We start from the raw sequence: 19,192 nt of genomic DNA on the forward strand, positions 1-19,192 counted from the left end.
AATTATATTATGTTAATTAAATGGGGTATGGTGGGGAATTATGAATAATAAAACGAAAATCATTACAATTGGAGCTGTTTCAGGAGGAGGTAAAACTACTGTTACAGAAAAATTAACTCAAAAGCTAACAAATTCAAAAGCACTTTATTTTGATAGCTATCACTTTAAAAACTGTCCTAGTGATATTTGTAAATGGATTGATGATGGAGCAAATTATGATGAATGGGTACTTACACCATTAATTCATGATATTCAGCATCTTATACGAGAGGGGAATGTAGATTATATTATTGTAGATTATCCTTTTGCATACTTAAATAGTGAAATGCGACAATTCATTGATGTAACAATATTTATCGACACACCTTTAGATATTGCGATGGCTAGAAGAATCTTGCGAGATTTTAAAGAAGGTACAATAGATGAAATACATAATGATTTGAATCATTACATGACATTTGCGAGAAAAGCTTATTTAGAGGCAATTCATGCTGTTAAGTCGAATTCGGATATTGTATTGGATGGATCTTTATCTGTAAGTGAAATAATGAATCAGGCTATAGAGGAACTTGGTCTAAGAGAAGTGATTGTCAATGGTTAAATGTATAGAGGAGTATTACGACTATCAAGCAATAATAAATTTGTAATTGCAGAACAAAGTGGTCACTATATTCAAAAAGATGAGCCATATTACGTGATAGATGCTATTAAGTGGATTATAGGGTAGGGGGAGAGATAAATTTGTACACTTTATTTCAATACAATTGGCAATTAAGGGACGACTGGTTTAAGTGGTGTGAACAACTTTCAGAGGAAGAATTACTCCGCAAGCGTGTAGGGGGTGTTGGGAGTATTTTAGAAACATTATTCCATATTGTCGATGTTGAGTACAGCTGGATTAGCGCACTTCAAGGAAAAGAAGATAATGAACCGAAATTTAAAGATTATCAATCCATCCAAAAAGTGAAAGCATTATCTTATTTATATAAACGAGAATTAGAAGTTTTTTTGCAGTTGTGGTCATCTAGCCTAGAATGTAAGATATTAAAAGCTTCATGGACAGATAAAACATATACATATGGTGAAGTTTTAAGACATGTAATTGTACACGAAATTCATCACATTGGTCAGCTATCTATATGGGCGAGAGAGTTAAATCTTCAGCCTGTTTCAGCGAATTTAATTGGAAGAGGACTATAGATGTATAAAGCGGCTTGCACTATAAGTGTAAGCCGCTTTATATATCTATAAGAAGATTTCCTAGTTGAAATCCTCGGATTTTTTCTGACGTATATGTAAAAACATTAAAAATGTAATAATGAAGAAAATCAATAATGTCTGTATGATTAAATTTTGAAACTGAAGCAAAACTGTCCAAGATGTAACAGCGTCTTTAAAAGCTTGGAACGCAGAGTATGAGGAAGGATCAAAGCCGTACTGTAGTAACTTTTTTGTTTCAATAAAAGTACTGTTTTCATCATCGGCCTCTAAAATTACTGAAATAAGTCTAGTATCTCCTCGTTTTGCTGTACTGACAAAACTATAATTACCATTGGTTGGAAAACTAGTTTGTAAGCCGTCAACACCTTGGAGTTTAATGTTTTTATTAAGGGAATAAATCATTTTATTTGTGTTGAAAACTTTGGAATCCTTGAAGGTAAATTGGTAAGAGGTTAGCTTTGTAATATTCAATACATCGGGAAAATCTTTTACTAATTGTGTTGCTAGTTTAACAACGTCTATTGCTGTTGTAGTTGATTGTTTATTCGTATCGTTATTCATTCCAGTAGCATTTAGAAATGGGGATGGTTGTGATAACTTTAGTTGTGTTGCTTTTTCATTCATTAGAAGTGTAAAGTTATCTTCATTTCCAGCAATGTGTTCTGCAAGGGCAAGTGCGGAACGATTATTCCCTGTCAAAAACAATGCATGCAGTAAATCACGAACTGTCGTTTGATCTTTAGAAGTTACTTGTATAGGGCTCGTTTCTGCTCGGAAAACTTCGTTACTTATTTTTACTAACTCATCTAACTGTATATTGCCTTCATTCAGTTGTTCCATTGCGATATATTCAGTCATTAATTTAGATAAAGTAGCTGATTGTATAGGAATTTCCTCATTTTTTTTATAAATAACTTCACCTGAATGTGCATCTATTAATATAGCTGATTTAGCTTGAATAATTGGACCATTTACATAAAGATAAAAATATAAAACAATAAGTGCTGTAATAACAAAAGATAATAATAAAATTGTGAACTTTTTCAGGAATTGCATAAGCGATCCTCCTACTATGACATCAATAATACTATTGTAAAAAGGAATGCTTAATTAGGAAGAAAGAAAAGGTAAAGAATTTCTAAAGAATTATAAAGGATTATTAAATTTTGGATTTTAATGGGAAATAAAAGGTCCAATTTCTTATATGGTAAGAAATTGGACCTAAAATTAAGCTTTATTAACATTTATGTGGTTGTAGTTTTACAGTGAAAGTTGTTTTTTTATCATCACTATATACTTCAATTGATCCTTTATGCAATTCGACAATACTTTTTGCAATTGCTAATCCGAGCCCAGATCCACCGGTGTTTGTAGATCGAGATTTTTCAACGCGATAAAAACGTTCAAATATATGAGGTAAATCTGTACTAGGAATAGGTTGGCCGTAATTTGTTATATCTATAGTAATCATATTATTGCTTTCATAGGCAGCAAGGTCGATATATCCACCCTCGTTTCCATAAGCGATAGCGTTTATAATAAGATTTTCAAACACACGCACTAATTTGTCTCCATCAGCTAATACCATGAGTTTTTGAGATGGGAAAGAAGGTCGACATTCTATATTAGCTTCTTGAACTTGTATGCGGAATTGAACAGTTAATTGTCCAAGTAGCTCTACAATATCAATGGGAACAGAATATAAACTTAACTCTTTATTTTGAACACGTGTATATTCAAACAAGTCATTCATTAATGCATTAAGACGGGTTACTTTATCATAAATGACTTGTATATAATGGCGTAATTCCACTTCATCTCTATAGTTATCATGATGGATTAAATTTACGTATCCAACTATAGAGGTAAGAGGAGTACGTAAATCATGCGATACATTTGTAATAAGTTCACTTTTTGCTTGTTCCGCCTGTCTCTCTTCATCAATTGAGACTTTTAATTGTTCAACAATCTGATTTACTCCGGTTGCTAACTCTTCCAGATAATTATGATTTACGATAGACACTTTATGATTGAAGTTTCCATCTGCAATATAACGAATTTCTTCTATCATTTTTTTAATACAAGTTTTATAGTAAATCTTTCTTTCATGACGATAAAAAATGTATAGGTAGGATGAGAAAATAGAAAATAAAAACAAATAAGATACAATCATCATCCATAGAGATTCCTTTATTCCTTTATATTTTTCATATCCAAAAATTCTAATGAATTCTTTTCCGAGCTCGCTTAACGTGAGTGAACTTTCAATTACACTTGTAACAAGGCGATATATAATTAATTCAGTAATAGGAGTAAGTGTAATGGCTAACATAAACCAAAAAATCAACTTCCATTTTGGGATATCTTTTAATATATCAAATGCTTCATTTCTCAATTTTATAGCCTACTCCCCAAACAGTATGGATAAACTTCTCTCCATTCATTCCTGTTTCAAGTTTATCTCGTAAATTACTAATGTGGACCATTACAGTTTTATTTGAGCCATAACCATCTTCATTCCAAACGCGTTCAAAAATTTCTTCGGAACTAAATACTCTTCCGGTATTACTCGCAAGTAAATATAAAATATCAAATTCAATAGATGTAAGTTTAATATATTCTCCATTTACTTTAACAGTATGATTATGTTTGTGTATTTCAGCAGAACGAATACGAATAATACCATCTTCATTCTTGGGGGAAGTGGCATTTTGGAAAGACGATCTTCGTAATAAAGCTTTCACTCTAGCTACTAATTCTAATGGATTAAATGGTTTAATCATATAATCATCTGCACCTGTCATAAGACCTAATATTTTATCCATATCTTCTGCTTTTGCACTAAGCATAAGAATAGGTACAGTATTATTTTCACGCACTTCTTGGCAAACTTCTAATCCGTTTCGTTTTGGCATCATTATATCCAGAACCATAAGGTCAACTTCATATGTAGAAATCATTTGTAATGCCTCATCGCCATCATATGCTTTATAAATGTTATAGCCTTCATTTCGCAAATAAACAGCAAGTAATTCAACAATTTCTTTATCATCATCAATAATTAATATATTTTTATTCATTATGTAGTTCCTTTCTTAACAAATCATTAACATTACTATAATATCAAACATTTATGTATTTTGTAGCAATGATTCCACATAAAATTTCATGTAACGTATAAAAAGGGATTAAAACATTTATAACGAATACAAAGAAGAAAGATATATAAATAATATATTATACTGAAAGTGAAGAATAAGGGGGACTTACTATAGTATATAAAGAGATTTATTCATTTACTCCAACTGGAAAAATTGAAAATGATATAAAAGCTTTTTTATTAAAATACAACAAAGAACTTACATATAAACATTCAATTCGGGTGGCAAATGAAGCTCGAAAAATTGCGATTAAGTATCATGAAAACGAGGAAAAGGTAGCGATTGCAGCATATTTACATGATATTAGTGCAATCTTTCCGAATGAAGAGCGGATTGCAGTTGCTGAACAATTTAGAATAGAGATATTACAAGAAGAACGAGACTTCCCGATGATTATTCATCAAAAACTGTCGAGAATTATTGCAAAAGAGATATTTAAAGTGGAAGATGAAGAAATTTTAAATGCAATTAGTTGTCATACTACACTGCGTAAATATGCAACGAAGATGGATTTAGTGTTATTTGTTGCTGATAAAATAGAATGGGATCATAAGGGGACACCACCTTATTTAGTAGAAGTAAAAAAAGGATTAGAAAAATCTTTAGAACATGCTGCTTTCGTATATATTTCATATTTGTGGGATAGAAAAGAAACATTGAAAGTTGTACACCCGTGGCTAGAAGAAGCATATTGGCAGTTAAAAGAAATTGTAGAGTAGAAAGGGTATCGGAATGCAATTAAAAGAATATATGAATCAAACATTTCCTGGAGTTACATTAGTACCACATATATACTTTCAGTGGAAAAATCATTTACATTTTCATTTTGGGAAAGGGAAATGTCCAAATGTCGAAAGAACTGACGATGTAAATATGGAATACTTCACTCAACTTTATACATATAATAAATACTTGTTTGAAGATATATTTTCAAAAGAAGATGAAGTGTTTTTAGTAACAAATGTTTATCGATTTAAAAAGGAAAATGTGAAAAATCCGGAGAAAATAAATGTATACAATCGTTTTATTAAAAAGAAGGATTTAAATTTCAAGTTAAGACAAGAAACATTACCTTTTTCATTTGAAGATGAAGAAGCTGATTTATATTGTACATATCAATTTTCGTTAAAATGTTTTGCTAGCGATATAAAGTATAAACAGCTTATTCAAGCTGCAAATCATGAAGATTTTCCAGGTCTTTATCCTCGTTTTGGATGCAAAAAAGAAATTTCTTATCCAGATGTATTTCTCATAAATACAACAAAAGATATTATCATGTATATTTACGATGATAGAGGATGTGAAGTGATTGCGAAGAATAAAGAAACAATACGAAATTTATATGAGAAATATAAAAAGTGGATTCCAGATTATGAACGAGAAAGCATAGATAACTTATTTAAATGACAACAATGGGGGAAGTGAAGCGTGTAATGAAACGTATTGCAATTGTATCAGCATGGGAACCAGAACTTACGTATTTGCATCAATATTATCCAAGTGAACGCATTGAAAAAAGAGCAGCTTGGGAATTTCATTTTCATTATATGAATAATTTGGAAGTTATCTCCGTTATAACTGGAGTTGGCAAAGTAAGTTGTGCAAGTTGTGTACAATTATTAATTAGTGAATTTCAGCCAGAAGAGTTGTTTATGACAGGGATATGCGGAAGTTTATCAAATAAGGTGAAAAATGGTCATATTGTAGTAGCCCTTAATGCAATACAACACGATGTTACCGCTGCTGGTTCGGGAGAAGATGTTTTTAATTTATATAATGGTAGAACAGCACCTATTGAAACAACAAAGTCGATTGTAAGAAGAATAAAAAAGATTCGATCATATGAACCGATTCATTTCGGTACATTTTTATCTGGAGATCAACGTATCCGTAGTTCAGAAATGAGATATTTACTCCATACTGTATATGGAGCATTAGCGGTTGATCAAGAAGTAGCAGCATTCGCTTATGTATGCCAAATCAATAACAAGCCTTTTCTATGTTTAAAAGCTGCTTCAGATCAAGCGAATGATAAAACGAAAGAGGAACAAAAAATCTTTAAAATGTTAGCATGTGAACGAGCGTGCGAGCATTTAATTGCTTTTTTACGAGTGTATGAGATTAATGTAGTAAACAATAGATAAATACATTCTATGTGTTTGTATGCAACATATAATAAGCCAATGCGGAGGATTATACTTATATGATTCAATACAAAAGATGCAGTGAAGTAAGTATCGATTTAGTGTATGAAGCTTTTAAAGATGGATTTTCAGATTACATTATTAAAATGGAAGTTTCAAAAGAAGATTTTATAAAAAGATTTTTTGGACCAGAAGGGAATTCACTAAAACATTCCTTTCTTGCTTTAGATTTAGACGATAATAAATCTGTTGGTGTAATACTTGGCGGGATAAAGGATTATGAAAACATAAAAACAATGCGCTGTGGAACATTAGCGGTTCATCCTAATTACCGCGGTATTGGTGTGAGTCAAAAGTTATTTGAACTGCATAAAGAAGAGGCGCTTCAAAATGAGTGTAAGCAACTTTTTCTTGAAGTTATTGTAGGCAATGACCGAGCGATTCATTTTTATACGAAATTAGGCTATGAAAAAGTGTACGATCTATCTTATTATAATTTAAAAGATATGACTAAAATAATAAATAAAGATTGCAAGGGAATTGAAGTAAAACACTTAGATTTTCGATCTTTTAAACTTGAAGTTCAGAAATGGTTACACTTCCATATAAATTGGCAAAATGATATGGATTATATCGAAAAAACAAATAATACATTTTACGGTGCATATGTCGATAATGATTTAAAGGGTGCTATATGTGTGAATGAACAAGGTAAAATCAGTTTTCTTTTCGTAGACAAAGACTATAGAAATCGTAATATTGGATCAAAATTATTACAAATAGCAAGAGATGAGTTGAATGTAACAAGTTTATCAATTGGGTTTCCAAACAACAATTTAGTAGAAGGATTTTTAAAGAAAACTGGATTTGAAAAGAATTCTTTAGCACAATATGAAATGTATGTTTTGATATAAAAAGCGGAAGGAATTATTCTTACGCTTTTTATTTTTGTACTATATTGATATTTTACTTTGTATAATATTCTTTTTTTATGTAGAATAGATAGGATGGGAGGGGATGAAATGAATAATGGATTAAAGTTTAAGATTTTTGAATTACATTGTTTCGTTCAAAAAACTTATTCTGATATTAAAACAGCATGTGATATTGCTATTTATCAAGAAAACACTTCTAAATATTTAATTTCATTAGGATTTTTAAATAAATCATATATGACTTATATAGAATCAAAAAGATTTTATCGTGAAAATGAAGAACTTGTAAGTGTAGAATTTGATAATTTCTTTGATACATATGATAAATTAGAAGAGGAATTAAAAAAAGTTATTTCAACTGAAGATAAGAATCCGTCATTGCTACATAGCAGATTTGATCAGTTTCAGCAGAAAGTTGAAAATATAAATGACCTAATAAAAGTAATGCAAAATGCTCGTTAATGAATGTTTTTTTCTTTTCAAATAAAAATTATGCCTTAAAAATATATTAGGGATATTACATATCGAAGGGATGACTTTTGTTTGCTACAGAAGTCATCTTTTTATAATATGGTTTTGTGTAATGTGTTGTAATTTTTATTTTTCTATTTTTAATAGGAATACATTTATGCAGTTTCATATTTTAGGAAATTATACGAGGAAAATAACATGAAAAATAAAAAAGAAATAGCTATAGTTGCATTAACAACAGGATTAGCCTTAACAACTGTAATACCGTATGGAGTAAGTTATGCAGAGGAAAAGGGTCAAATGCAAGTTGAAATTCAAGAAGATTCGTTCCGTATAGGTGAACTTACACAACCATCACAAAAGACACCTGAGAATGTAGTAAAAGATGCACTTAAGGAAAAGACGGAGCATGCTTTGTCTCCAAAACAAGTTAGTGGAGACGAAGGGGTAGATTACAAGGTTCTTCAAAAACGTGGGGCTTATGATGGGACTACACTTGTTCGTATGCAACAAATATATGAAGGAAAAGAAGTATATGGACACCAATTGACTGCTCATGTAGATAAAAAGGGTATTATTAAAAGTGTTTCAGGAGAAAGTGCGCAAAATTTAACACAAGAAGATTTAAATAATCCCATTAACTTGTCAAAATAAGAGGCAAAACAATTTATTTATACGAAATACGGGAACGATATTACATTTATTTCTGAGCCAGAAGTCAAGGAAGTTATTTTTGTAAATGAAAATAATGGACAGGCTAGAAATGCATATCAAGTTACATTTACAGCTACAACACCAAACTATGTATCTGGAACTTATTTAGTGAATGCTAATAATGGAGATATGTTGAAAAATATGGTGCAAGAGTCAGATTTAAAAATAAGTGAAGAGCATGTTAAATCTATTGAGGAGAGTAAAAAAAGCAATGTCAAATCATTAACCGGAACAGGTAAAGATGATTTAGGTATAATTCGCACATTTGGTATTTCTGAACAAAGTAATGGGAAATATGCACTTGCTGATTACACAAGAGGGCAAGGAATTGAGACATATGATGTAAATTATAGAGATATTACTTTTGAAAACAGATATTATCCTGGTATATTAGCAACTAGCACTTCAACAATATTTAATGATCCAAAGGCGGTAAGTGCTCATTTCTTAGCAACAAAGGTATATGATTTTTATAAAGATAAATATAAACGTAATAGTTTTGATAATAAGGGGAAAAAAGTAGTATCAGTTGTACATGCATGGGATTCTGGAGAAACAGATGATCCTAAAAATTGGGGGAATGCATTTAGTGCTAATATTAGCAATGTTAGTATGCTAATATATGGTGATCCAATGGTGAAAGCGTTTGACATAGCGGGCCATGAATTTACACATGCGGTTACACCTAGCGAATCTAATCTTGAATTTTTCGGAGAATCTGGGGCAATTAACGAGGCGTTATCTGATATTATGGGAACGGCTATTGAGAAATACATAAATAATGGGGAATTTAATTGGACAATAGGAGAGCAAACTGGATCAGTTCTTCGTAATATGAAGAATCCATCTGCAGTCAAATTTATTAATGGATTACCGTATCCAGATGATTATAGCAAATACAGTGATTTAAACGGAGAAGATAATGAGGGCGTTCATTTCAACTCAAGTATTATTAATAAAGTCGCGTATTTAATTGCACAAGGTGGAACTCAAAACGGTGTAACTGTAAATGGTATTGGTGAAGATAAAATGTTTGATATTTTCTATTATGCAAATACAGATGAATTGAACATGACTTCTAATTTCTCTGAATTAAGAATAGCGTGTCTGAAAGTTGCAACAAACAAATATGGTGCGAACTCAATTGAGGTTGAAGCGGTGCAAAAAGCTTTTGATGCAGCAAAAATTAAAGGAACAGTGAAAGAAAACGAAAAAACTGCAGAAAATCAAGTCCCTGAATTAACTGTACCTCTTACAATTACACTGCGTGTTGGTGATACGTTTGACCCGATGAGTAATGTAAAAGCTGTTGATAAAGAAGATGGTGATTTAACAAATAAAGTAAAACATAAAGGTGATGTAGATACTTCTAGACCAGGTACATACATTGTGGACTACTCGGTCGTTGACTCTCAAGGTGGGAATACAACGGCTACACAGACGGTAATTGTAGAGAGAAATGGAGAAACATCAGATTTAAACCCCACATTAACAGTGCCTACTGCAACGACAATTCATGTAGGAGATTCATTCGATCCTATGGCAAAAGTATTAGCTATTGATAAAGAAGACGGCGATCTTACTTCTAAAGTAAAAGTTAATGGTGAAGTAAATACCTTTAAATCCGGTACTTACGTAATAACATACACAGTGACAGATTCTAAAGGTCATGAAGTAGCTGCGAAACAAACTGTAACGGTCAAAGTTAGAGATGAAGTTAAAAATGAAATACCAATCCTTAAAGTACCTGCTACAATTACAATTACTGAGGGAGATCAATTTGATCCAATGGTAGGAGTATTAGCTACTGATAAAGAGGACGGTGACGTTACTTCTAACGTAACGTATGAAGGAACTGTAGATACCTCTAAAGCTGGTACTTTTGAAATCATATTTAGTGTCAAAGATTCCGTAGGTAATGAGGTTCATACAATGCAAAAAGTATTGGTGAAAGATAAAGACATTAGCAAAGTTAATGGCCTTACTAATAACAGTAATATCCCGAACAACAGTAATTCCGATAAAAAAGAATCTACATATAAAGAACTTCCAAACACGGGTGCTAGTACAACTAACAGTGCAACAATGGGCATATGGATGGTTATTGCAGGTACAGTACTCACTTTCCTTCGTAAATTTAGAAAGATACAAAAATAATAGTAGGATTTATTTCTCACACAATAATTATTAGATGAATTTTTTACTTAATAAGATTTTAGTATTTAAGTGGTGTATTTTGCTTCTATAAAACTTTGCGTTTGGACGCTATGTTGCCTACAGACCTACATTACATATAAAGCACGTTACTATTCTCATTCAAATAAAAGAATAGTAACGTGTTTTTTGATTTAAAAATAGCCTAAATTCAAAAGGTCATGAATGTGGAAGTAATTTTAATCTGCCATTGAAAAGTTACTAAAAACACTTTGTTTTAATGAAAGTTTAACTCTATATGACAACATGAGATTTTCGGTATTTACCAGGTGTTTCGTTAGTGAATTTTTTAAAAATTTTAGTAAAATAGCTTTGATCACTAAAGTTGAGCGAAGCACATATGTCTGATAAGGGATAGGTTGTGAAAGTTAATAATTTTTTTGCTTCTTCGATTCGTTCACGTTGAATGTACTCAATTAATGAAATACCGACTTCTTTTTTGAATAATATAGATAAATAATCTGAATTTACATTTGCAAATTTAGCAAGTTGTTTAACAGATATTTGATTGTAAATATTTTCAAAAATATAGTTTTTGCAAATAACGATAGTCTTTGAGTATTTCTGTACTTTTTGTGCTTTTACACGGTCTGCAAAAGTACAGAAAACATTTCTTAATAAATCCCAAACAGATTCTTTGTCTTTTAAACCCTCTGTCTTTTGGATGTGTAGATCGTAAATCTTGTAAGCAATCCCGGAAGGAAGCCCTCCTTTTATAGCATATCTAGTAGCAAGTGTGATGGATGAAATACAAATGTTTTTATGACGTCTTAATTGATGGAACGAAGATAAGGATGAAAAAGTCTCTTGTTGGAATTCGTAATAATATTTGAGTACACTTTCTTTATCCCCGTTTTCTATAGCTCCAAGTAGTTGGTTCTCTATATACAAATTATGACAGATAGATTCGTTTTTTTGCATTGAAATATATACATCCTCGTTTAAGATACTGCTATGACTTACATGAAATGAGTCACTGTTATTTGAAAAGGTACTTACATCTGAATTTTTTTTATAGAGAATGTTATAGAACAATATTGCTATATTTACAAAGAAATTTTGATCTTTGACTGACAATGAAAAATAATGATCTCTTGTTCTTTTATAATTCGAAATAAAATTAAGGTTACTATCCGCTTTACTTGTAGAAAAATTTACATGTGTCAAGGGCCCAATAATAACAGTACCGTTCACCATATAATGGCTCTTTATGTGAATTAAAATGAAGTGCCCTAAATATTGGTGAGTTCTGAAGATAGGTGAATTATTTGAATCATTTTTTTGAAAAAGCACATGTAACTGTTCTATTTTTGATTTATAGAACGAATGTGAATCATCTTTTGATGTAAATTCTAAAAGAATATTTTTGTTACAATCTAAAAAACAAACTGGAATTTCGAAAGATTGGAAAAACATATTACAAATGTACTCTATCTCAACTAGACTGAGCTTTTTAGTCATATTATTCCTCCTTACAGTTGTGTGTAATAGTTGAATGTTTACATATTCCCTTTTTTCATAAGTAGAAACGGAAAAATTTTATCTATAAAAATTATAAACTTCTAAGAATAATACCATAATTTAACATGAATAGCACATATTATTTGAATATACAGGTAATAGTTTTAGGGAGTAACGTAAAATATGAATTGTCACACTTATTCGTTGTTCATTGCTTATATGTATCAAAAATGATTAAGATTGGATTTTAAATAGGGATAGGAAGGGAGCGATTAATGAATTGAAGTTAAGTAATTAATGGAAATTTGCGATAGAAGTTAATATGTAATGATTTTTGAAGTAGAGATATAAGTGTAATTCAGGGGGAAAACTACATATATCGTACGGAGAGACAACGTAATAATAGAAAATAAGAAGAGTGAATAAGTGATTGTAAACAATGGATTGTTGGACGACTATGTTTTAGGTTACTCGTTTAAATCTGGTACTTGGCACACTATTACTTTTAAGAGGGTAATAGTAATAAAGAGATTTTTAAAATGATAGAAGTAGTAAAGGGGATAAGAGAAATGAAAAAAATATTTAGTGTGCTTTTAGTATTTTTCTTAACATTTTCTACATGGTCTAGTGTATTAGTAAAGGCAGCTTCACCATCCAAAGGTACTTTAACGATCCATAAATATGAACAAGAAAAAGATGGCGCACAGGGAATAGAAGGAGATGGCTCTGCAAATCAAGAGGTACCAACAAATGCGAAGCCGTTAAAAGGTGTAACGTTTGAAGTGAAAAGGGTTGCGTCGTTTGAAAAAATTTCAAACGATGGGAAAATCGTGAAAGAAGATGTGAAGCCTGTAATGGGAGCAACTCCAACTCAAGTAGTAACAGATAATAACGGACAAGCTGTATTAAAAGATCTTCCGCTAGGACGTTATGAAGTGAAAGAAGTGGCAGGACCTCCGCATGTTAACCTGAATCCAAATACGTATACAGTGGATATTCCATTAACGAATAAAGAGGGTAAGGTGCTAAACTATGATGTTCATATGTATCCGAAAAATGAGATTAAACGTGGTGCAGTTGATTTAGTAAAGAGTGGTGCAAATGAAAAAGCATTAGCAGGTGCAGTATTCTCTTTATTTAAAAAAGATGGTACAGAAGTGAAAAAAGAGTTAGCAACAGATGGTAATGGGCATATTCGCGTGCAAGGATTAGAGTATGGGGAATACTATTTCCAAGAGACAAAAGCGCCGAAAGGGTATGTACTAGATCCGACTAAACACGAGTTTTTTATAAAGACCTCCGGAACTATTAACGAAGATGGAACAATTACTTCTGGTACAGTAGTTAAAGTAGAAGTGCAAAACTATGAAGAACCAAATATTGATAAAAAGATTAACGGTAATTTGGAAGCGTTACCAATTAATCCGTTAACTAATTACAATTATGATATCAAAACATTAATTCCAGAAGACATTAAAGAATACAAAAAATATGTAGTAACAGATACATTAGACAATCGTTTAATGATTCAAGGAAAACCAATCGTGAAAATTGATGGAGCAGAAGTAAATGCAAGCATTGTAGAGGTAGCTGTAGAAGGCCAAAAAGTAACAGCTACAGTAAAAGATTTCACAAAATTAGATGGTAAAAAAGAATTTCATTTACAAATTAAATCACAAGTAAAAGAAGGAGTACTATCTGGTTCAGAAATTTTAAATACAGCAAAAATTGATTTTATAAATAAAAATGATGTAATTGGAGAAAAGGAATCTAAACCTGTAGTTGTTGTTCCGACAACTGGAATTATCGAGTTAACAAAAGTTGATGGTGCTGATAAGAAGAAATTAAAAGGTGCGGAGTTTGTACTTAAAGATAAAAATGGAAAAATAGTTGTTGTGGCAGGTAAAGAAGTCACAGGTGTATCAGATGAAAATGGTGTTATTAAATGGACTAACATTCCGTATGGAGACTATCAAATTTTTGAAACGAAAGCACCAACTTATACAAAAGAAGATGGTACAACAGCTTCATATCAATTATTAAAGGATCCTATTGATGTAAAGATTAGCGAAAATAATCAAACGGTTAAATTATCGATTGAAAATAATAAAAGTGGATGGATTCTTCCTGTAACGGGTGGTATCGGAACGACTCTATTTACTGTACTAGGCCTTGCGTTAATGGCTACAGCGGTATTTGTTTTCTTTAGAAAAAAGTTTGCTAATAATTAAGGCTTTAGGACAATGTAACCAAGTGATGTAAAAAGGGGAGAAGCAAAATGCTTCCCTCTTTTCGATATTTTAGTATATGCAGAGGTGAAAATATGAAACGAAATCTTGTTTTAGGAGGTATTTTTTTATTTGGATTAGGTATTTTTTTATATCCTACTATTAGTAATTGGTTGGCGACTCGTGCACATTATTCTGAGATTAGCTCCTACGATAAGAAGATTAAAGCACTACAAAAGAAAGAAGTTGAACGTAGGGAAAAAGAAGCAACCGAATATAATAAACAAGTTCAAACTTCCATGAAAACATTTGCAGATCCATTTTCTGAAGAAAAAAATAATCATCAAGCGTATGCCGATGCGTTAAATTTAGGTGATGTAATGGGGTATATTGAAATATCGAAAATTAATATAAAACTACCAATCTATCAAGGGACCTCTGAGGAAGTATTGAGTCGCGGGGTAGGTCATTTAGATTATTCTTCACTTCCGGTAGGTGGAGAAAATACGCACACTATTTTAACAGGACATCGTGGTTTACCATCAGCAAAATTATTTACAGATTTAGATAAGTTGAGTGAAGGAGATATTTTTTATATTCATTCTTTAGACAAAATTCTTGCTTATAAAGTAGATCAAATTAAAATAGTGTTACCACACGAAACGGACGATTTAAAAATTGTGGAAAATAAAGATTATATAACATTAATTACATGTACGCCTTATGGAGTAAACACAAATAGATTATTGGTTCGAGGTGAGCGTGTGGAGTTTAACGAGAAAGAAAAACAAAAAATGCATAAAGAGATATTTATGTTTAATAAGTGGACCGTAGTAGTCCTAATTCTATTGTTATGTGTGTTTCTAGTCGTAATTTATAAGAAAAAATTAACTCGATAGAATGTATTTATTTATCTTTTATTAATGGGCAATGGAATCGAAAATCCAGAGATAAGCAAAGAAGGTATATAGGGGATGAAGTAAATCCTCACTGGAAAAAGTTTGACTTTATTCGACTGTAGAAAAAATACGGTAAAGGTGGGAACAAAGAAATTGAGGTTACGATTAAAGTTGGTAAGTATTCATTTTATGGTCTTGTTAATGTTATGTGTAAGTTTTGTCATATATGCACCAAAAGAAGCATATGGATCCACGACTAACTTAGAAGGTCTAGGGGATATATCGCGTTATAATGCTGTTGTCTTTGGTAACCATAAAGCAGTAGGTGGCGACATTGAAGGAGCAATTGCAGTTCAAGGTGATATGGATGCATCTGGTTATACGATTGTAGGTGCAGCAGCGGGAACATCTAATATAGTTGGGGAAAAATGGGGTGATGAAGGATATCCATCCTTGTTATTGTCTGGAAAATTAAAAAAATCAAGAGAGGAATCCTTTATCATTCAAAACGGAATAGTCGTAATGACAAAAGAGAGTGATCCAGATCGTATCATACAATCTTCTTATGATCGTATCGTTTATAAAGAAAAACTAGAAATTGACGCGAAATTTAATGAATTTCACAACATAGTGAACCAAGTCAGTAAAAATGCAGGTCAATATAAAACGAATACCCCAATTCCAAATATGAGTTATGGAATCGGAAAAGATATAAACAATCCTAATATTTATGTTTCATCAGAATTGGTAGGGAAAATCAATTTAGATATAAGAGATGTCTTTTTACCTAATGCGAAAGGAAAAGATTTTATCGTTATGTATTCAGATGCAATAGAGGTTACATTTAAAAATGGTGCTATCTTATATGACACGAACAATATTGGTAGGGCTACAGATATAATTCCTACATCACAACCCTATTCTCCTAATTCACCGTTTACTGAGTTATACGGGAAAGTGATATGGGTTTTTCCTAATGCAAAAAAAATTACAACAGAGGGGTATGGTGTTGTTGGGAGTGTGTTTGCTCCAAATGCTGTATTAGAAACAAAAGGTGGTTCAATTAATGGACAAGCATTTGTCGGTGCGGTACAACAAACTGGTGGATTTGAATTTCACAATTTCAAATTTAACTGGCAACATTGGAACAAGCCTAGTACAGGAAAAGTAAAGATAAAAAAAGTAGATAGTAATAATGATAATAAAGAATTAATGGGGGCAAAGTTTCATATTGAAGATTCAAATAAAAAAATAGTTGGCGAGTTAATAACAGATGAAAAAGGAGAAGCGATATCAAAAGAATTACCGATAGGTAACTATACTCTTGTGGAAACAGAAGCGCCTAAAGGTTACGAATTATTAAAAGATAAAATAGCTGTAAAAGTAGAAAAAGATGCAGTAGTAGAAATTAAAATAGAGAATAAGAAATTACCAGATCCAATGGGGAAAATGAAGTTAGTAAAAATAGATACGAGCGATAAAAATAAAAAGCTAGCAGGAGCAAAGTTTCATATTGAAGATTCAAATAAAAAAGTAGTTGATGAGTTAGTAACAGATGGACAAGGAGAAGCGATATCAAAGGAGTTACCAATTGGTAACTATACTCTAGTGGAAATAGAAGCGCCTAAAGGTTATGAATTATTAAAAGATAAAATAGCTGTAAAAATAGAAAAAGATGTAGTAATAGAAATTAAAATAGGGAATAAGAAATTACCAGATCCAATGGGGAAAATGAAGTTAGTAAAAGTAGATACGAGCGATAAAAATAAAAAGCTAGCAGGAGCAAAGTTTCATATTGAAGATTCAAATAAAAAAGTAGTTGGTGAGTTAGTAACAGATGGACAAGGAGAAGCGATATCAAAAGAATTGCCAATAGGTAACTATACTCTAGTGGAAGTAGAAGCACCTAAAGGTTATGAATTATTAAAAGATACAATAGCTGTAAAAATAGAAAAAGATACAGTAGTAGAAATTAAAATAGGAAATAAGAAATTACCAGATCCGACTGGGCAAATTGAAATTGAGAAAGTTGATGATAAGGATATTAATCTAAAACTAAAAGGTGCTGTATTTCAAGTCTTAGATAAAGAAGGTAAAGAAGTTACTAGATTAACAACGGATGAAAAAGGAAAGGGGATTTCCAATCAGTTAGTATTTGGAAAGTATACGATTAAAGAAATAAAAGCGCCAAATGGATATATGTTACTTAGAGATCCAATAGAAATAGAAATTACAGATGCGGTAAGGACACAAAAACTAACAGTGAAAAATGTGAAAAATAATTGGGTAATTCCTAATACTGGTGGCAGCGGAACAACAAGTTTTTACGTGACTGGTTTTGTGCTAATGTTTGGTGTGTTATGTTTATGTAAGAAAAATTTCCAGCATGAGTTTGGTATTGTACTGGACTTATGCTATTAAATTTGTCGAAGAAGGAAGGATAATAGTAAACATAGAATATACTAATAAATTAAAATGTCTATGAGGTGAAACTGATGGTAATAAAACAAGACGAAATTAAAGTAGTAGTCGGAGCTGGAATGTTTAATAATAATCCAGGTTGGATTCAAACGCAAGAAGATGAACTTAATTTACTAGATAAAGCTACTTGGGAAGAAAGATTTGAATACAATTCTATTTCAGCTATTTTAGCTGAGCATGTATGGGAACACCTTACATTTGAAGAAGGTGTAAGGGCAGCAGAAATTTGTTATGGATTTTTAAAGCCGGCAGGGCACATTCGGTGTGGTGTTCCTGATGCGTTTTTCCAAGATGAAGCGTACCAAAATATAGTTCAAATAGGCGGACCAGGTCCGAAAGATCATCCAGCAGCAAGTCATAAAATCGTTCATAATTATAAAACCTTAACGAAAATGTTTGAAACTGCGGGGGTTGAGGTAGTTTTACTTGAATATTGTGATGAAAATGGTCAGTTTTATTACAACGAATGGGATGCAAACGATGGTGTTATTTTCCGTTCTAAAAAGTATGATTCTAGAAATAAAGGCGATAAACTTGGTTTTCCATCGCTAATTGTCGATGCGATTAAGCGGTAAGTCATTCAATAAAAGCAAGAGTTAATACTATAATTTTATGAGTCGCAATTGCGGCTTTTTTTATTGGTATGTAATATGGAAGAGGCTATTTATGATAATTTAAAGATTTATTTTATATATAAAATCGGGTAAAATAAAAGGAGAACATATATTCTATTTGAAGGTAGGAGGCAATATATATGATAGCTGAAATTGAAAAAGTAACTGATGGGTATATTGTAAAATTTGAACGCGAATTTCCATATACAATAGAGGACGTTTGGTCTGTATTAACAGAAAACAGTAAGCTTAAAAAATGGATGTCTAATTTACAGATTGAAAGCCTTAAAACAGGTGGCATAATCAAGTTTGACATGATGGACGGTTCATTTATAAATATTGATATTTTAGAGTGTCAAGTAAACGCAGTGCTTGAATTTACTTGGGATAAAGATCGTATCCGATTTGAAATACATAAAGAGGAAAATGGTACTCTTTTACTTTTTAAAGAATACATTCATGATTTAACGGATCATACACCGAAAGACATAGCTGGTTGGCATATTTGTTTAGATCTTTTTTCTTTCGTTCTTGAAGGAGAAGAAAAAGAATTTTCTAAAGATGAATGGCAACAATGGTTTGCAATATATAAGGACAAGGTTCTTGAAGTGAGAGGATAATTACATAAGAGGTTATATTCATTATGTAA

General features: G+C 31.5%; 16 protein-coding genes and 2 pseudogenes. 14 read left to right on the forward strand and 4 right to left on the reverse strand.

Annotation, left to right across the window (positions count from 1 at the left end; translation table 11 throughout):
- Positions 1 to 40 precede the first annotated feature (40 nt).
- From MR115_RS00915 to MR115_RS00925, 3 genes and pseudogenes are all read left to right on the forward strand, one after another.
- Entirely contained in the window at positions 41 to 601 is a 561-nt protein-coding gene (locus tag MR115_RS00915) for a nucleoside/nucleotide kinase family protein (protein ID WP_242239311.1), read from the forward strand.
- Between the two features lie 12 nt (positions 602 to 613).
- A pseudogene (locus tag MR115_RS00920) lies at positions 614 to 727 on the forward strand (alpha/beta hydrolase); the annotation flags it as partial.
- Positions 728 to 741: 14 nt separating this feature from the next.
- Positions 742 to 1,200 (forward strand): DinB family protein, encoded by a 459-nt coding sequence (locus MR115_RS00925; RefSeq protein ID WP_242239314.1) that lies wholly within the window; start codon positions 742 to 744, stop codon positions 1,198 to 1,200.
- Positions 1,201 to 1,260: 60 nt separating this feature from the next.
- Here the strand turns inward: MR115_RS00925 and MR115_RS00930 are convergent, their stop codons facing one another.
- The 3 genes from MR115_RS00930 to MR115_RS00940 all read right to left on the reverse strand — a co-directional run bounded on the left by MR115_RS00930 (position 1,261) and on the right by MR115_RS00940 (position 4,301).
- Positions 1,261 to 2,277, reverse strand: coding sequence for a D-alanyl-D-alanine carboxypeptidase family protein (locus MR115_RS00930; protein WP_242239318.1), 1,017 nt, complete (start codon positions 2,275 to 2,277; stop codon positions 1,261 to 1,263).
- A gap of 181 nt (positions 2,278 to 2,458) precedes the next feature.
- Positions 2,459 to 3,616, reverse strand: a complete 1,158-nt coding sequence (locus MR115_RS00935) for a sensor histidine kinase (protein ID WP_242239320.1) — start codon at positions 3,614 to 3,616, stop codon at positions 2,459 to 2,461.
- Entirely contained in the window at positions 3,606 to 4,301 is a 696-nt protein-coding gene (locus MR115_RS00940) for a response regulator transcription factor (RefSeq protein ID WP_061680394.1), read from the reverse strand. The genes MR115_RS00935 and MR115_RS00940 overlap by 11 nt, the downstream gene beginning before the upstream one ends.
- A 191-nt stretch (positions 4,302 to 4,492) precedes the next feature.
- On the opposite strand from MR115_RS00940, the gene yqeK reads away from it, so the two are divergent.
- The 6 genes and pseudogenes from yqeK (at position 4,493) to MR115_RS00970 (ending at position 10,803) form a co-directional block, all read left to right on the forward strand.
- Positions 4,493 to 5,101: a bis(5'-nucleosyl)-tetraphosphatase (symmetrical) YqeK gene (gene yqeK, locus MR115_RS00945; protein WP_242239972.1), complete on the forward strand. Its 609-nt coding sequence runs from the start codon at positions 4,493 to 4,495 to the stop codon at positions 5,099 to 5,101.
- A gap of 13 nt (positions 5,102 to 5,114) precedes the next feature.
- Positions 5,115 to 5,789 carry a DUF3885 domain-containing protein gene (locus MR115_RS00950; protein WP_242239322.1) on the forward strand — a complete coding sequence of 225 codons (675 nt, stop codon included), beginning with the start codon at positions 5,115 to 5,117 and terminating at the stop codon, positions 5,787 to 5,789.
- On the forward strand, positions 5,786 to 6,526 hold the full coding sequence (locus MR115_RS00955) for a phosphorylase family protein (protein ID WP_242239324.1): 741 nt from the start codon (positions 5,786 to 5,788) through the stop codon (positions 6,524 to 6,526). The genes MR115_RS00950 and MR115_RS00955 overlap by 4 nt, the downstream gene beginning before the upstream one ends.
- A 59-nt stretch (positions 6,527 to 6,585) precedes the next feature.
- On the forward strand, positions 6,586 to 7,440 hold the full coding sequence (locus MR115_RS00960; RefSeq protein ID WP_242239326.1) for a GNAT family N-acetyltransferase: 855 nt from the start codon (positions 6,586 to 6,588) through the stop codon (positions 7,438 to 7,440).
- Between the two features lie 108 nt (positions 7,441 to 7,548).
- Positions 7,549 to 7,923, forward strand: a complete 375-nt coding sequence (locus MR115_RS00965) for a hypothetical protein (protein ID WP_061680389.1) — start codon at positions 7,549 to 7,551, stop codon at positions 7,921 to 7,923.
- Positions 7,924 to 8,130: 207 nt separating this feature from the next.
- A pseudogene (locus tag MR115_RS00970) lies at positions 8,131 to 10,803 on the forward strand (M4 family metallopeptidase).
- Positions 10,804 to 11,094: 291 nt separating this feature from the next.
- Here MR115_RS00970 and MR115_RS00975 read toward each other — a convergent pair.
- Positions 11,095 to 12,321 carry an AraC family transcriptional regulator gene (locus tag MR115_RS00975; protein WP_242239327.1) on the reverse strand — a complete coding sequence of 409 codons (1,227 nt, stop codon included), beginning with the start codon at positions 12,319 to 12,321 and terminating at the stop codon, positions 11,095 to 11,097.
- Between the two features lie 569 nt (positions 12,322 to 12,890).
- On the opposite strand from MR115_RS00975, the gene MR115_RS00980 reads away from it, so the two are divergent.
- The 5 genes from MR115_RS00980 to MR115_RS01000 all read left to right on the forward strand — a co-directional run bounded on the left by MR115_RS00980 (position 12,891) and on the right by MR115_RS01000 (position 19,163).
- Positions 12,891 to 14,552, forward strand: coding sequence for a SpaA isopeptide-forming pilin-related protein (locus MR115_RS00980; RefSeq protein WP_242239328.1), 1,662 nt, complete (start codon positions 12,891 to 12,893; stop codon positions 14,550 to 14,552).
- Positions 14,553 to 14,644: 92 nt separating this feature from the next.
- Entirely contained in the window at positions 14,645 to 15,448 is an 804-nt protein-coding gene (locus MR115_RS00985) for a class C sortase (protein WP_242239329.1), read from the forward strand.
- 153 nt (positions 15,449 to 15,601) lie between these two features.
- A complete protein-coding gene (locus MR115_RS00990) occupies positions 15,602 to 17,869 on the forward strand; it encodes an MSCRAMM family protein (RefSeq protein WP_242239330.1) in 2,268 nt (755 codons plus the stop codon).
- 74 nt (positions 17,870 to 17,943) lie between these two features.
- Positions 17,944 to 18,504: a class I SAM-dependent methyltransferase gene (locus tag MR115_RS00995; protein WP_242239331.1), complete on the forward strand. Its 561-nt coding sequence runs from the start codon at positions 17,944 to 17,946 to the stop codon at positions 18,502 to 18,504.
- Between the two features lie 179 nt (positions 18,505 to 18,683).
- Entirely contained in the window at positions 18,684 to 19,163 is a 480-nt protein-coding gene (locus MR115_RS01000; RefSeq protein WP_242239332.1) for an SRPBCC family protein, read from the forward strand.
- Positions 19,164 to 19,192: the final 29 nt, after the last annotated feature.

It is taken from the genome of Bacillus cereus group sp. BfR-BA-01309 (genome assembly GCF_022664315.1).
Taxonomy (GTDB): Bacteria; Bacillota; Bacilli; order Bacillales; family Bacillaceae_G; genus Bacillus_A; species Bacillus_A mobilis.

Coding starts and splice junctions, on each gene's coding strand:
- MR115_RS00915 (WP_242239311.1), top strand. CDS start 41: ATGAATAATAAAACGAAAATCATTACAATTGGAGCTGTTTCAGGAGGA.
- MR115_RS00930 (WP_242239318.1), bottom strand. CDS start 2,277: ATGCAATTCCTGAAAAAGTTCACAATTTTATTATTATCTTTTGTTATT.
- MR115_RS00940 (WP_061680394.1), bottom strand. CDS start 4,301: ATGAATAAAAATATATTAATTATTGATGATGATAAAGAAATTGTTGAA.
- MR115_RS00950 (WP_242239322.1), top strand. CDS start 5,115: ATGCAATTAAAAGAATATATGAATCAAACATTTCCTGGAGTTACATTA.
- MR115_RS00955 (WP_242239324.1), top strand. CDS start 5,786: ATGACAACAATGGGGGAAGTGAAGCGTGTAATGAAACGTATTGCAATT.
- MR115_RS00960 (WP_242239326.1), top strand. CDS start 6,586: ATGATTCAATACAAAAGATGCAGTGAAGTAAGTATCGATTTAGTGTAT.
- MR115_RS00965 (WP_061680389.1), top strand. CDS start 7,549: ATGAATAATGGATTAAAGTTTAAGATTTTTGAATTACATTGTTTCGTT.
- MR115_RS00975 (WP_242239327.1), bottom strand. CDS start 12,321: ATGACTAAAAAGCTCAGTCTAGTTGAGATAGAGTACATTTGTAATATG.
- MR115_RS00980 (WP_242239328.1), top strand. CDS start 12,891: ATGAAAAAAATATTTAGTGTGCTTTTAGTATTTTTCTTAACATTTTCT.
- MR115_RS00985 (WP_242239329.1), top strand. CDS start 14,645: ATGAAACGAAATCTTGTTTTAGGAGGTATTTTTTTATTTGGATTAGGT.
- MR115_RS00995 (WP_242239331.1), top strand. CDS start 17,944: ATGGTAATAAAACAAGACGAAATTAAAGTAGTAGTCGGAGCTGGAATG.
- MR115_RS01000 (WP_242239332.1), top strand. CDS start 18,684: ATGATAGCTGAAATTGAAAAAGTAACTGATGGGTATATTGTAAAATTT.